The following is a 14,793-nucleotide window of genomic DNA, read 5'->3' as shown; positions in this document are numbered from 1 at the left end:
AAACATCTTTGCTCAGAACAGAAAAATTCATATAAGAAAAAACAAAAACTTAATGTTTTCTCATATTGAGTATCTTAGTAACATTGTTTAAATGCTTTTCTGATTCTTCTAACCGTTTTTGAGTATTTACTAAAGATTTTTGAGCAGATAAAACGCTAAAACATTACCATAAGCATCAAACTCGTAAGAACTAACTTCTTCATCATCTGCAATACGAATACTTAATACATCTCCACGTTGATTTGTGATAAATTGGTATGCATTTGTTTGGAATGTGCCATTGGTGTCTTTTTCTATTACGATCATACCAAGAGCTGTGAAGCCATTCCATTCATATAAACCGTACTGTGTTTCTTTTACTATTTCCATATCTAATACTGCATCATTATAGAAGTATTCATGTGTTGTAGTTCCTACTGTTTTTGTTAAACGCAAACCATCATACTCATACGTATAGGATACGATGGCATTGCCAGCAAACGTTTTGACGCTTGTTAATTGTTGACGCTCATTATACGCATACTCATAGTTTTCATCTTCTAATAAATTGCCATTACCATCATATTTGTATGCTGTGGCATTTTTCGTTGTAATTTGGTTCGCATCATTGTACGAGAATGTATATTCTTTTCCCTTCAAATGGACTTTGGTATACGATTACCAACTGCATTATACTCATACGTATTAATATCGCCATTTGGTAATGTTTCCTTCGTTAATTGCTTACTTTTGTCGTATTCAAACCTTGAAACATTACCATCTACTGTTTCTTTTGCGGGCTAAGGGAAATGGAAAAAGGTAATGTATAACAATTGAACACTTTTCACATGCAGCCTCTCATTCCTCCAATCGTTTCCGTATCTCAAGTTGCAATGTTGCTTATTTAATTATTTTGCAACCGATTTACTTCCTTATTCGACTTTATTGTGTAACGGAGAGGAGAACCAAAATGGATTTAGTAAAATTAGTGCAAAAAGCAAAAAAGGGTGATGAAGAAGCATTTGAACAACTGATCGGTTCTGTTCGACAAAAGCTGTACCGAACAGCCTATGCATACGTTAGAAATGAACCAGATGCTTTAGATGTCTATCAAGAAGCAATTTATACGGCCTATATTTCAATAAAAACATTAAAAAAGTCCGAAAGTTTTTCAAGTTGGATTACAAAAATACTAGTTTTTAAATCGATTGATTTTATTCGGAAAGAGTCCCGCCATTCCCACTTGAAAAAATAAAAGGTGATGTATTTGAGTTTTATCCAGAGGTTACAACTGAAACGGTTGATGAAGTTTATGCGTTAACAGCCGACAAAGTAATATTTTCGCCTCTATCAACAAGAATAGACCTAACGATTGATTACCCTGCCAAAATGGATGAAAACGATAGTTGGCCATGGTTTGATTTTTCTGTGGTCGATGATAATGGTCATGTATATGATAAACTGAAACTACAAACGGGCATGGATGGAAACTATGGTCATCATATGGTACTAACTTTGCCTCCAATGGATACGATACCAAAATCATTTACACTCAAGCCAAGTCATAGGAATAATGAAGGATTTAGTGAAGAGATAAAGGAATTGGAATTGGTCGTTCCTTTAAATACAAGTAAATAATGATCTCGTTTGTTTCGTTTACACATATCGAGTAAGTATCTTAAGCTTACAAACATGCGATTCATGAAATCCGAATTCCATAGCCATTGGAATTCGGATTTTCATATTGAATTTTCTTAATGTTGTGTTTTAAATCCAAATATAGAAAAGCCTAATTTCTCGCTTTTAACCGAGAAATTAGGCTTTAGTTGCTTCATTAAAGCGCCGGATTCTTGAAGATCGTTATTAGAAAATGGTCATCTAACGTTTAAAAGGGAACTTTAATTAAAGCCCCCCTCACTTCAAGAATGTACCCAAGTAACTATTTTCTTACTCTACTTTTTATTAACTTTACCAATGGGTACCCCATCCCCAAAAACTAAATATCCCCCACGCTGTCTACCATTTTAATCGTAAGGTAAACACTAACTGCTCCTAAAAGACATAGCACTGCGTTCACAAGATCAGTATTAAGATTCACATTAAGAAGATAAGAAAAGTTTTGAAATTGCATCAGAAATATTGCACAAATAACTGTTGGAATGGTTGCTCTTTTCCAAATACCAAAGAAAAAGAGTGGGATTAAACTAATAAGTGTAACAATTAAAGAATGAACAATCATCTTACTAAAAAATGTTGTAATATCTGTAGCAGTTGGTTGACCATTAATGATGTGAAACACCTGATCAAGTAAATAGGTTGCCATACCTGCCAACAAAAAGGATACCAACGTACAAAGGAAAACAACAAGTGAGATAAAAAGAACCTTTGCCAAAACCAACTTTTTCCGACTTATTGGATATCCGTATGAAAGAGATATTGTTTTATTCTTATATTCCTCTATTACAACCTGATTAATAAGAGATGCTCCAAATAGGACAAATCCCATCTGCATCGACAAAATAAGTTCAATGATTGTGGAATAACTCTGGCCAAAATCACCACTTACCATTTTAATGAAAAACATTGGCAAAAACATAAGAATACTCCAATAAATAATAATCTCACCAATAACAGTTTTTTGTTTTAATTTTCTCCACTCCAGCTCCATCAATTTAATCAACTTTTCCGCCTCCATGGATTTGATGATAAAAATAATCTTCCAATGTGCTTGTATGTCTTTGTATTTCTTCAATTTCAATATCATGAAGAATTAAACTTTTCGAAATCTCACTTTGAGATTGAGTTAAATCGTAAATCCGAATTCTGTTGTCTTGAACAATTTTTAAATTTGATATATGAAGTTTGCTTTCAAGCAAATAAACTGATTTTTCCACATCCGATGTCACAAGCTCAATATAATCCGTTCGTTGCTTACTAATATCTGCAAGAGTAACTTCATTTACAAGTTTTCCATTTTCAATAACACCAATTCTGTCAGCAACCTGTTCAATTTCTCCTAAAATATGACTAGAAAGAAGAAAGGTCATCCCATATTCCTTGTTTAACATCCGAATTAAGTCTCTCATATCTTTAATGCCAATTGGATCGAGACCATTTGTAGGTTCATCCAAAATAATCAGCTCAGGCTTTGTTATTATTGCTCTCACTATCCCAAGTCGCTGCTTCATCCCAAGCGAAAAATCCTTCACAATTTCATCTTCAATCCCCTTTAAATGAACCATATCCAAAGCTTGCGTAATTGCTTTTTTATCATAAAAACCTAAATATTCACAGTGAAGCTGAAGATTCTCCATCGCTGTTAAATGCTCGAAAAAGATTGGATATTCTATAATACTCCCAACTCGTTTCAAACTAGACTTCGTGGTTTCTGTAAGCTTCTCACCAAACAGCGCTATCTCTCCTGTAGTAGGACTTATTAATCCTGTGAGCATTTTCATTATCGTTGTTTTCCCGGCACCATTTCGCCCGAGAAAACCATATATTTCACCTTTTTTTATATGAAGATTTACATTAGTTACGAGCATTTTACCTTTTACAGTTTTCGTTAATCCATTTGTTTGAACTACGTAATCCATCATTTTGACCTCCTTTATTACTTCTACTTTTATCATAATCAGAGATAGTATCTTTTTTCTTTCTCATTCCTTACATGTTTCTTAAGTTTGAAAAAAAAAGAGCCGTTCCAACAGAACACCTCTTTTCAGGAAGTCTTAATATGTAATTTGTTTGAAAATACAAGTGAAGGTTGTTTTTTCAAAGGGTTTGCTGCTTAGGTGAATCGAACCCTTCATTGCTTCTGTTAAGCGTTTCGAAATGCTTAGACCTAGGCCACTTCCTTGAAATTGTGGATTTCTAGCATCATCTAATGTATATAGCCTGTCAAACACCCGATCTTGATGCACCTCTGCAATCCCTTTTCCCTTATCCCAAATCTCTACAGCAATAGCTCCCCCAGCTTCTCGAAGTGTTAAACCAAATACTCCCCCATCATTTCCATACCGAATCGAATTCGAGATTAGATTGCTAAGTATTCGATTTAAAGCATTCTCATTACCGAGGATGTAAAAATTCTGCTCTGGAATTTCAATCTCTACCTGAAGACCCTTTGATTGGAGCAAATCATAAAATTCCAACACGTTCTTCCTACAAATCTCATTGAGAGATACCTTACTTAATGGAATCACATAATCATCGGATTCTATTTTAACAAGGTCAAAAAATTGATTTAATAAAGCGATTAGCCCCAAAACTTTTTCATGAAGACGTAAAATGACCATTTCCTTCTCTTCCTCATTCAACTTTTCATCCAGCTTTATTTTTTCCACATAGCCTAAAATAACAGTTAGTGGTGTTTTTAAATCATGTGACATGTTGGATATCATTTTCCTTAAGCTATCTTTTGTTTTTGCGTAATCCGCAAATACCCTTTGGTTGTAATCCAAAAGACGGTTAATTTGAATGAGTAAAAGCTGAATGGAATGCTGGTCTGTTTGTAGTAACATTTTTTCAGCTGTCTTGTGTTCTATTATATCTGTTAATTTTTCACTTATTTCATATAAGTTTTTATTTATTCTTTTACGGAAGAAATATTGCAATCCATTCATAACAACTAGAACGATAATAATAACACTTAGGGCAAGGATCATGAATTATTCACCTAATTTATATCCGATTCCCCAAATTGTTCGAATATACTGTGGGTTAGACGGATCCTCTTCAATTTTTTCCCGAAGCCTTCTTATATGAACATTTATCACATTTTCATTCCCGTAATAATCATCTTCCCAAATAAAATGGTATATTTGTTCCTTTGTAAATACTCTACTCGGATTTGTCATAAACAGCTTTAAAATATGGAATTCCTTGGACGTAAGCTGCACATTCATATCTTTAACTTTTACAGAAAAGGTATATAAGTCAAGGGATAGTTCCTTAAAATGAAGAGTATCAGGAGTGGATCGATTCTCAGTAGGAATATATTGCGTTGCCCTACGAATAGCAGCATGCACTCTGGCTGTTAGTTCTATCATTGAAATAGGTTTGCTTATATAATCATCTGCACCAAAACCGAGACCCAACGCTTTGTCTAAGTCACTCCCTTTTGCTGAAATGATCAAGACAGGAATTAAGCTTTTTTCTCTTATTCGTTTTAAAAAATCCATACCACTTAACTTAGGAAGCATTAAATCAAGCAAGATTAAATCGAGTTCTTCTTTATCAAAAAGAGATAATGCTTCCTCTCCATCGAATGCAGTAAGTACTGTAAAATTCTCCTGTTCCAAGCAATCTGTTATCAATTTACTAATTTCTCTGTCGTCTTCCACAAGTAGAATACACTTTTGCATACTTCCACATCCATTCGTTTTTGTTAACAATGCAAATTAATCTCATATCTTTTTGTTCTATTACTTTATTTCTATATTTTGTACATAATTCCTTCCTCAATTAAATGGCCCGATTGTTGAACAAAATTAAAAAAGCCATTTAATTCATTAGTTCATGGATAAAATCACCATAAATGACCGTTTATAGGCATGAAAAAAGGATCTTCGGCTAGAAGATCCTTTTAGCTGTTTGTTTAATTAAAGCGGCCGATTATGCAACAAAACAAAATTTATATGGATTATCAGAGTTATAATTTCTAAATCTCATTTTGGCTGAAGGACGCAAAATTTCTTCGCAGATTAGTACCGATTAGTCATTCCACTGGCTATACCCCAATTGATATACCCTTTAGCCTTAGCTGTATACCCAGCACCATTATACACTTGAGCGGTATAACAGGAGGTTTGACCTTTCATTATCGCCCCGTTACCACTAGCACAAGTATATACCTCTCTGTAATTACCACTACTATTGTAACTATACACATTTGCATTCGCATAGAAAGCACCTTTATCGTACGGAGCGGCACGATAAAGCGTTATTTTCCCCCAAGATGTTCGACACTTCGCACTCCATTTTAGCTCCACTTTTCCATAAACATTATCGTATCTGTCAACAATACCACTATAGGATTTGGTTACTGCATCTTTTGCACAACCTGTTGAAACAGGGTTTGAACCATCATAAGATAGGGCAAATGCTTTATTTATTGGTGTAATTGCAAATACCATTGAAAAGCATAAAACAAACAGTATTAGCCATTTCTTTATAATCCCTTGAGATAATGTCATTTTTCCTTCTCCCTTCTCCTTTAAAATAAATTGATTAATACCAACTAGTCGGTATTAATCAATTTATTATATGATGAAGAATTTGTTACAATTAATACAACATTCAGATTTATTTTAAGGGGATTGCTATGTTAAATCATCATCTGAAACAATAAAAAAAGAAACTTCGAAGTGCACATAACCCTGTCAAGTAGACAATAAAAAAAAGTATTTTAAGCTGCGGCCTTTTCTCGATATTCAATCGGGGAAAGGCCGTTAAATTTTTCTTGGAAGCGCTCAGTATTATAGAAGTCTATATACTCCTGGATGACTATATAAGCTTCCTCTGCTGTTTTTGGGCGTACCAAATATAACTTCTCTGTTTTTAAATGCGAGAAGGAAACTTTTCTATACACGCGTTATCATGACAATTGCCACGACGAGAGTGACTTCCTTGAAGACCGAGTTCTTTTACCTGTCTTTCGTATGATTTCGTCGTATATTGGAATCCTTGATCAGAATGGAGAAGGGCATCCTTTCCAAATGATTTGTCCCTTAACTGATTCAACGTATTATGAACCAATTCAAGATCGTTTCTAGTTGAAACTTCCCATGCCACAATTTCATTATTATACAAATCTAAAACGGCACATAGGTAGACAAACGTGTCTCCAATCCTTACATAGGTTATATCTGTTACTAACTTTTATAATATGGACTCTGCATAGAACTCACGATTTAAAACATTCTTATATACAACCGATCCTCTTCGACCATAGAAAGGGCGTTTCTTTCGAATAACCGATGTAACCCCCAATTCTCTCATCAAACGACGAACACGCTTATGATTGACAACGATTCCCTCTCTGAATAAAGCTCGAGTCATCCGTTAATAGTACGTGCTACGTGGAATACCGGCGACTTTAATTAATGCCACGACCTCTTACATCCATCGGCTCCTTGAATCATTTGATACGAAACTTCAAATATTCTTTGAAGCTCCATATAGCTGTGCATTCCTTTTAGGTAAGACGCGTAATAAATATTTTCTGTTCAAGCAGAAAATTTAGCCATAAAAAAACACCCCGTAAATGTTAGTTTGGTATCTAACGTTTACGGGGCAGTTCAACTCGATTTTCATTGAGTTTGTCCAGTCTGAAACGAGCCTATTGGTGGCTCGTTTCATGAATATATGATTAACTCCTTGTTGCAAGTTTCTCTATTTCATCAGAATTATAAAGATGACATCCCCTTGTCGTCGTTTGGGCTGCAGCATACATTGCAGCAGCTACTTTGTTTGCTTCTATGGCACGATATGGGCGTAAAGGGCCCACAAAGAGAAATTTAGCAAATGGGCTTAATATACTAGAAATCTTTTCACCTGCCCTAAATTCCTTTCGTTCTCCAAGAAGTAAGGAAGAACGAAAGATATGTAGAGAATTCAATTCTAGGTGTTGTAGTGTTCCTTCCACATCGCCCTTAACACGACTGTAAAAAAACTTTGATTTGGAATCGGCTCCCATAGCTGTTATGACGAGCAATTTTTCAACATTGGATGTTTTCGCCATTTTAGCTGGTTCGATTACATAGTCATAATCAACTTTACGAAAAGCTTCCTTGGATTTAGCCTTCTTGATCGTTGTACCTAAACAAATGAAAACATCGGTGACGTTGAACAAATCTGCATACCTGGATAATTTTTCAAAGTCGATAACATGCCCTGTGCACTTTGGCTCTGTGAATTCCGTTTCCCTTCTAATCAGAAAATGGATTTCTTTATAGGTTTTGCTGCTGCTTATCTCTTTAAGCAACTGGGTACCGACCACACCTGTAGCCCCTAAAATCAATGCCGTCTTTTTAGTCATGATTTCCTTCTTTCCTTCATTAGCTCCTGAATATCAATCATACCCATTTTTAACCCTAACCAATATAGGACTACGATAAATGATTCACTTGATTGAAATCATCTATAATCCAAGAATCGACATCAAATCTAATCGTACTCAAACATGCATTGAACAACCGCATTTCTTTGGAAACGATTGACTCGTTTGACATCAATCGTAAAATGAAATGAATGACAGCGCCATGTGCAACAAGTATCACTTTCTTGTCGGGATACTCCTTTTGAATTTCCTGGAGCCCATTCATCAGCCTGTTTCGTAAATACTTAATTCGTTCGCAATGGAAATTCCAAAAAAAATACTTAATATTTCCCATTGAATTCTTCTATTATAGTGTGGTTAGATTATGGAAGATGTTACATATGGTTTGAACATTTCCAATGATGAAACATCTAAATTAAACTAGAAGATATTGGTGAGGTGCTCTTTTGAAAGAAATACTTCTGATTCTACTATTGCAACTTATTTATGTTCCGATTTACACGCTGCGAACCATTTTCTTAGTAAAAAATATTACCATACTTGCCTCGATACTGGGTATCGCAGAAATGTTAATATACGTTTTTGGTTTATCCCTTGTATTTGGCGGTGACCGAAGCATACTCGCCATGGTTGTCTATGCAGTCGGTTTTGGAATCGGAATAATTTTTGGTACGAAAATTGAGCAAAAACTCGCCATTGGTTTTATAAATGTAACCGTTAATACCCAAACCAAAAATGAACAGTTAGTTAATACCCTAAGGAACAACGGATTTGGTGTCACACTTTATACGGGCGAGGGCAGGGATAGCAACCGCTATCGGATGGAAATCTTGACAAAAAGAAACAGGGAACAAGAATTAATAGCAACCGTTGAAAAGTTTGAACCTAAGGCTTTCATCATTTCATATGAACCACGCTACTTTAAAGGTGGATTTTTACTGGACCGGTTGAAAAATAAAGCAGGCTAAACGAAATGCAAAAGCCCATCTTTATATGATGGGCTTTTGCATTATTTGGTTTTTGATTTTCTAATCTTAGCTGCCTGGTAACCGGTTGTTTTTTTATCCACTTTAAACAACGTTATATAGTCGGATGGCGAACTCACGGTTTGAATACAAGGCGTAAATCTGTTTATGACATGATTTACAGAGAAGGCAATTGGTAAATGGCTGCCGCCTAGCTTCCTAGGAGTTAAATGATGGATGGTCAGTTCACTCACAGTTCTGTGACAAAGCTCACACCTAATCACCCGGCCGTTATGGCTTTACGGATTTTCCTTCTTCAACAATATGAAACATCAAATGGGCAAGATGATGGATTGGTCCATACTCTTCGTTGTCCTGATCATCTTCTACATCTTCCACTTCATCCATGCCTTGCAAATAAAGTGCCATGAATTCATAAAAATCATTTTTAGAAAAGGAATAACAATCACTTGGATCCTGATTATCTTCTTCATACTGCAAAACAAGATGGGATAAATCACCCTCATCATCTTCTGCATCAAAAAAAACGAAATACCCGATATTTGTATCCAGTTCAAATAATCTGCGAAAACCGCGTGACGTTGTTTTTTCAAACTCAGCCGCCGTCAGTTTTTGTACTTGCATGCTATCTACATTATCTTCTTGATGAAAGCCCACGATAAATGTGTTCATAATCCTAACCTCCTGTTAAATATGGATAACCAATAGTATCCCCATTTAAACGAAATTATTCGATTTAGAGGTTTGTTTCCAAGACGACCGGGCAATGATCACTGCCCATAACATCGCAGTGAATATTAGCCTCTAATAAAGAATCCGCCATCCGGTTTGAAACAATGAAATAATCGATTCTCCACCCGATATTCCGCTCTCTTACTTTAGCCATATATGACCACCAACTATAGGCACCTTCTTGGTTCGGATAGAAATGGCGAAATGTATCGATAAACCCTGCATCAAGTAATGCAGTCATCTTCCCACGTTCTTCATAAGTGAAACCTGAATTTCCGATATTAGGTTTTGGGTTTTTCAAGTCGATTTCCTGATGTGCGACATTCAGGTCACCACAAAAGATTACCGGTTTCACCAAATCCAGTTTTTTAAGATAATCAATCATCCCATCTTCCCATTCGAGGCGGTAATCAAGCCTTGATAAATCCCTTTTGGCATTTGGTGTATAAACATTCACCATATAGAATTTCTCGAACTCCAGAGTTATGATCCTGCCTTCCGGTTCTTCATCCAACTCCCCTACACCATATTTCACGGAAAGCGGTTTTTCCTTCGTGAAAATGGCAGTACCGGAATATCCTTTTTTCAATGCATAATTCCAATATTGATGGTACCCTTCCAACTCAAGGGAAATCTGCCCTTCTTGTAGCTTAGTTTCTTGAAGGCAAAAAATATCTGCATTTACATCTTTAAAGTAATCTAAAAATCCTTTTTTAACACAAGCCCTAATACCATTCACATTCCAGGAAACCAATTTCATATTCTTTTTAATTCTCCTTATGGCCAACTAATTTTCATTACATTTCAACTATACTATTTATCTTCTTTTTTTCCCATTAGAGTACATTCGAAAACAATCTGGCAAATGATTCTTTTGAACGTTCCAATAATCCACGATTGCTATACCTGATTGAATCTAGTTTGTCACTATCTTTCATATCCTCTTTATAATGAGTGACAAGATCATCAATGGTACGGCTGCCCATTAGAAAGACATTTACTTCGAAATTCAGATGAAAACTCCTCATGTCCATGTTTGCGGTCCCTATAGAGGCCATATCACCATCTACGATAATAAGTTTTTGATGTAAAAAGCCTTTTTTAAACGAGTATACTTCTACACCGAATTGAAGCAGCTCCCCGAAATAGGAGCGACTGCCATATTGGGTTAAAAACCCATCATTTACTGCCGGGACCATAAGCCTAACTTGTATCCCCTTAATGGCTGCATGTTTAATTGCTGTTTTAATGGCTTGATTAGGTACGAAATATGGGCTTGCAATCCAGATTGATTCAGTGGCGCTAGTAATAAGCGAATAGTAAAAATCACTCATTATTCCCTGTTGTGTATCAGGTCCGCTCGCTACAACCTGGACAGCTCCATCCCCATGTTCAACTTTATTTTTGAATGCTGGGCGTTCTTGCAATACATCTTCCCCACTGACATATTCCCAATCCAAAAGGAAAACGGTATGAAGCATATATACCGCTTCCCCTTTCAGGACCATGTGTGTATCTCTCCAAAAACCGATGTTTTTATTTCGTCCTAAATATTCCTCACCTACGTTTAAACCGCCTACAAAACCTATTTCACCATCAATGATGATGATTTTTCGGTGATTCCTAAAATTGAACTTTTGATTAAAAAAACCATGTTTCAATGGCGAAAATGGATAAGCTTTTATCCCTGCATTTTTCATCCGCTTAACTTCATTATTTGAAAGGCTTAAACTACCCGCTGCATCAAAAATGAATAAAACTTCCACACCAACTTTTGCTTTTTCAATTAGGATATCTATAATTTCCGTACCAAGTCTGTCAGAACGAAAAATATAATATTCAATATGAATGAATTTTTCAGCCTTTTTTAATTGTTTAATGATTTCCGTAAACGTTTCGTTCCCATTTTTCAAAACTTCCGTTTGCGAGGATGTACTTATAGTTGTCTCAGAAGCATTTTTGGCAAAAGCTGCGAATGATTGCTGATGATTATTCAAGAACGAAAGATCTGGCGGTGATACATGAGTGACAAGACTCTTCCATTCTTCCCGATCTCTTTTCCTTTTACTTCGAAACAAATACCCCTTTAAATAGAGCTGACCTGAAAATAGATAAAATACATATCCAAATACCGGGAAAAACAAAAGTACATACATCCATAAAAGGGTCTCGTGAGCAAACCTATTTTCCAACATGAGTGAAAACATGGAGACAAATATGACAAAAATATACAATCCAATAAAAAATAGCTTCACGTTAAAGCTGCTATGCGTGAAAAGGATCATATAAACAGCAGCAATTAAAATAAATAAAAATACAAATTCCATTCTTCTTCTTCTCATCTTTTCATTCTCCTGCACACAATATTATATATATATCAAACATATACCCATATTTGACGGTAAAAGAAACAAAACACTTGCGAAGACTTATTTTCGCAAGTGTTTAATGTATTACCTATCCAATTATCACTTCATTACAGGGATGAGACTTTCATACAGTTCAATATACTTTATGGAAGATGAATTCCAACTAAAGTCTAACTTCATTGCACTTTCGACCAGCTTCCTCCATCTTTTCGGCTGGAATTTATAAAGCCCAACTGATTGTTCAATTGTATGAAGCATATCGTGTGCATTATAATTCGTAAAACTGAAACCATTTCCCTCACCAGTAAATTGATTATACGGAATAACTGTATCACGAAGTCCGCCTGTCTCCCTCACTAACGGTAGAGTACCATAGCGAAGCGCCAAAAGTTGGCCAATTCCACATGGTTCGAATTGGGACGGCATCAGAAATAAATCAGAACCTGCATATATGCGTCTTGCTAAACCCTCATCAAAATATGTATTTACTGAAACCTGATTTGGATATTGGTCAGCTAAATGACGAAATGCAGATTCATATTGCTCATCACCCGTACCTAAAAGAATGAATTGAATTCCTTGGTTCATCATTTCATGAAAAACATGGATAATAAGATCCATTCCTTTTTGATCAACAAGCCTGGTCACCATTGATATGACCGGGACTCCATCATTGACTGGAAGACCCAGCGATTCCTGTAACTCACGTTTATTCACCATCTTACCCTCATAGGAATCGAATGGAACAGGAAGATGTTCATCTTCTGCAGGATTATATTCCTCATAATCCACTCCATTGATAATCCCTTTAAGGTCACCATTTCTTTTCCTTAAAAACCCATCAAGATTTTCCCCAAAATAGGGACTCTGAATTTCTTCGGAATAACTTGGGCTTACAGTTGTGACTATGTTAGAGAAAGCTAAGCCAGCTTTCAAATAACTGACATTCCCATGGAATTCAAGACCATCGATATTAAAATATAACTCACTCAAATCCAGTAATTCAGCTAAAACAGTTTTAGGATAAACTCCTTGATAGCGTAAATTATGTATTGTAAATATCGTTTTAATATCCTGATAGAAAGGATGGTTTTGATAATGGGCTTTCAGTAAAGCACTGACAAGGCCCGTTTGCCAATCATGACAGTGTATGACATCCGGCTTTTCTTCTAAATAGGGTAAAGCCTCTAATATCGCACGGGAAAAGAAGGCGAATCTCTCGCCATCATCAAAAAAACCATAACTCCCATGCCGTTTAAAATAATATTCATTATCCAAGAAATAATATGTAATTCCATTTGCAACAAGTTTTTCGATACCACAAAATTGCTGGCGCCAACCAACAGGAACTTCTATACTCGTCATATGTTTCATTTCCTGTTTGAATCGGTTAGGCAGATCCCCGTATTTAGGAAGGATGACACTTACATGTACTCCCTGTTTTTTTAGCGCTTTAGGGAGCGCACCTATAACGTCTCCGAGCCCTCCCGTTTTTATAAAAGGGGCGCATTCTGAAGCAGCAAATACAACATTCATTGCCGCACCTCCTCATTTAAATGACTTCCGCTTTTTTTATTACAGCTGGCTGTTTTAAACCAATAACTGATTTTTCACTAGTAATTTTCACTTCTTTATCGGTTATGATATTTTCCACGATAGCGCCTTCTTCAATCACGCCTTTTTGCATGATGATGCTATTTCTTATAACCGCGCCCTTCTTCACCTTTACTCCACGGAAAAGTATACTATTTTCGACAGTCCCTTCAATATCACAACCGTTGGCTATCAGTGAATTGGTAACCTTCGAAGAACGTGAATATTTGGTCGGTGCCTCATGTTTGATTTTTGTATAAACATCCCAAGTGTCTCCGAAGAAAGAACGGATAACAGAAGGGTTCAGGAAATTCATATTACTGGAATGAAAACTTTCAATGGAATGGATGAATGGCATATCTCCAGTAAAATTGTAGCCTTTGACAGTAAAACGGTGAAGATTGGCTTTCACAGCATCTTTCAAAAAGTCATATTCTCCACTGGCAACACAGCTTTTGATCAAGTTCACCAATAAATTTTTACTTATGATGAAGGTTTCGAGACAAACATGGTCACCAGGCCTAGGAATGGTATAAAAGCTTATGTCCGTGATGTCATCATCCGAAGCTACTGAGCAGGTGTGATAGATTGGCTTTTCTATCAATTCCCCTACATAATCCTTATAAACGACCGTGATATCCGCTTTATGTTTTTTATGATAATCAAGCACATCATTGAAATCCAATTTACATACATGGCTTCCAGGGGAAATGATGACAGTATCAGCCTCTGCACGTTCGAAAAAGCTGAGGTGATCATAGAATTGCTTCATATCGCCTGTTACCGTTTCATCCGGATGGATAGGGGGCAAGATGTATAATCCTCCTGAACGCCGATCCAAGTTCCATTCTTTTCCTGAGCCAAGATGATCCATAACTGAGAGATATTTTTCTTTTGGGAAAACGGCCACCTTTGATACATCCGCATTTATTAAGTTCGACATTGTAAAGTCAATCAAACGGTAGCGTCCACCGAATGGCACTGATGCTACATTACGGTGAGCGGTCAGCTCTTTTAAATGTTGTCTTTCATTGATTAAGTTAATAATACCCAACACATTTTCCATAGCATC

General features: G+C 36.1%; 15 protein-coding genes and 2 pseudogenes. 3 read left to right on the top strand and 14 right to left on the bottom strand.

Features of this window, described 5'->3' with window-relative positions:
• Window positions 1-129 precede the first annotated feature (129 nt).
• A complete protein-coding gene (locus ACQKKK_RS10710) occupies window positions 130-639 on the bottom strand; it encodes a hypothetical protein (protein WP_427616149.1) in 510 nt (169 codons plus the stop codon).
• Between the two features lie 310 nt (window positions 640-949).
• On the opposite strand from ACQKKK_RS10710, the pseudogene ACQKKK_RS10705 reads away from it, so the two are divergent.
• Window positions 950-1,216 (top strand): annotated as a pseudogene (locus tag ACQKKK_RS10705) (sigma factor); the annotation flags it as partial.
• A gap of 14 nt (window positions 1,217-1,230) precedes the next feature.
• Window positions 1,231-1,617 (top strand): DUF5643 domain-containing protein, encoded by a 387-nt coding sequence (locus ACQKKK_RS10700; protein ID WP_427616220.1) that lies wholly within the window; start codon window positions 1,231-1,233, stop codon window positions 1,615-1,617.
• A gap of 358 nt (window positions 1,618-1,975) precedes the next feature.
• Here the strand turns inward: ACQKKK_RS10700 and ACQKKK_RS10695 are convergent, their stop codons facing one another.
• The 8 genes and pseudogenes from ACQKKK_RS10695 to ACQKKK_RS10660 all read right to left on the bottom strand — a co-directional run bounded on the left by ACQKKK_RS10695 (window position 1,976) and on the right by ACQKKK_RS10660 (window position 8,375).
• Complete coding sequence (locus ACQKKK_RS10695) at window positions 1,976-2,659, bottom strand: ABC transporter permease (protein WP_427616148.1); 684 nt, start codon at window positions 2,657-2,659, stop codon at window positions 1,976-1,978.
• Window positions 2,652-3,575: an ABC transporter ATP-binding protein gene (locus ACQKKK_RS10690; RefSeq protein ID WP_427616219.1), complete on the bottom strand. Its 924-nt coding sequence runs from the start codon at window positions 3,573-3,575 to the stop codon at window positions 2,652-2,654. Before ACQKKK_RS10690 ends, ACQKKK_RS10695 begins: the two co-directional genes overlap by 8 nt.
• A 135-nt stretch (window positions 3,576-3,710) precedes the next feature.
• On the bottom strand, window positions 3,711-4,646 hold the full coding sequence (locus ACQKKK_RS10685; RefSeq protein WP_427616146.1) for a sensor histidine kinase: 936 nt from the start codon (window positions 4,644-4,646) through the stop codon (window positions 3,711-3,713).
• Between the two features lie 3 nt (window positions 4,647-4,649).
• The gene (locus ACQKKK_RS10680) at window positions 4,650-5,345 is read right to left on the bottom strand and encodes a response regulator transcription factor (RefSeq protein ID WP_427616218.1); all 696 of its coding nucleotides are present in this window, start codon (window positions 5,343-5,345) and stop codon (window positions 4,650-4,652) included.
• Between the two features lie 339 nt (window positions 5,346-5,684).
• Complete coding sequence (locus tag ACQKKK_RS10675; protein ID WP_427616145.1) at window positions 5,685-6,176, bottom strand: DUF2690 domain-containing protein; 492 nt, start codon at window positions 6,174-6,176, stop codon at window positions 5,685-5,687.
• A gap of 212 nt (window positions 6,177-6,388) precedes the next feature.
• Window positions 6,389-7,044, bottom strand: a pseudogene (locus ACQKKK_RS10670) (IS3 family transposase); the annotation flags it as partial.
• A gap of 307 nt (window positions 7,045-7,351) precedes the next feature.
• On the bottom strand, window positions 7,352-8,020 hold the full coding sequence (locus tag ACQKKK_RS10665) for an NAD(P)H-binding protein (RefSeq protein ID WP_427616143.1): 669 nt from the start codon (window positions 8,018-8,020) through the stop codon (window positions 7,352-7,354).
• Window positions 8,021-8,090: 70 nt separating this feature from the next.
• Window positions 8,091-8,375: a histidine phosphatase family protein gene (locus tag ACQKKK_RS10660; protein ID WP_427616141.1), complete on the bottom strand. Its 285-nt coding sequence runs from the start codon at window positions 8,373-8,375 to the stop codon at window positions 8,091-8,093.
• 112 nt (window positions 8,376-8,487) lie between these two features.
• Between ACQKKK_RS10660 and ACQKKK_RS10655 the strand changes: the two genes are divergently transcribed.
• Window positions 8,488-9,009 (top strand): DUF2179 domain-containing protein, encoded by a 522-nt coding sequence (locus tag ACQKKK_RS10655; protein ID WP_427616139.1) that lies wholly within the window; start codon window positions 8,488-8,490, stop codon window positions 9,007-9,009.
• Window positions 9,010-9,297: 288 nt separating this feature from the next.
• Here the strand turns inward: ACQKKK_RS10655 and ACQKKK_RS10650 are convergent, their stop codons facing one another.
• The 5 genes from ACQKKK_RS10650 to glgD form a co-directional block, all read right to left on the bottom strand.
• Entirely contained in the window at window positions 9,298-9,699 is a 402-nt protein-coding gene (locus tag ACQKKK_RS10650; protein WP_427616138.1) for a cytosolic protein, read from the bottom strand.
• A 64-nt stretch (window positions 9,700-9,763) separates the two neighbouring features.
• Window positions 9,764-10,519 (bottom strand): exodeoxyribonuclease III, encoded by a 756-nt coding sequence (locus ACQKKK_RS10645; protein ID WP_427616136.1) that lies wholly within the window; start codon window positions 10,517-10,519, stop codon window positions 9,764-9,766.
• Window positions 10,520-10,595: 76 nt separating this feature from the next.
• The gene (gene cls, locus ACQKKK_RS10640; RefSeq protein WP_427616135.1) at window positions 10,596-12,101 is read right to left on the bottom strand and encodes a cardiolipin synthase; all 1,506 of its coding nucleotides are present in this window, start codon (window positions 12,099-12,101) and stop codon (window positions 10,596-10,598) included.
• A gap of 126 nt (window positions 12,102-12,227) precedes the next feature.
• Window positions 12,228-13,664: a glycogen synthase GlgA gene (gene glgA, locus ACQKKK_RS10635; protein ID WP_427616133.1), complete on the bottom strand. Its 1,437-nt coding sequence runs from the start codon at window positions 13,662-13,664 to the stop codon at window positions 12,228-12,230.
• Window positions 13,665-13,680: 16 nt separating this feature from the next.
• A complete protein-coding gene (gene glgD, locus ACQKKK_RS10630) occupies window positions 13,681-14,787 on the bottom strand; it encodes a glucose-1-phosphate adenylyltransferase subunit GlgD (protein WP_427616132.1) in 1,107 nt (368 codons plus the stop codon).
• Window positions 14,788-14,793 lie beyond the last annotated feature (6 nt).

The sequence above is a fragment of the Peribacillus sp. NPDC006672 genome, assembly GCF_050274955.1.
Lineage (GTDB): Bacteria > Bacillota > Bacilli > Bacillales > DSM-1321 > Peribacillus.
The sequence above is the reverse complement of the archived record's forward strand: the minus strand, read 5'-3'. Positions and strand labels throughout refer to the sequence as shown.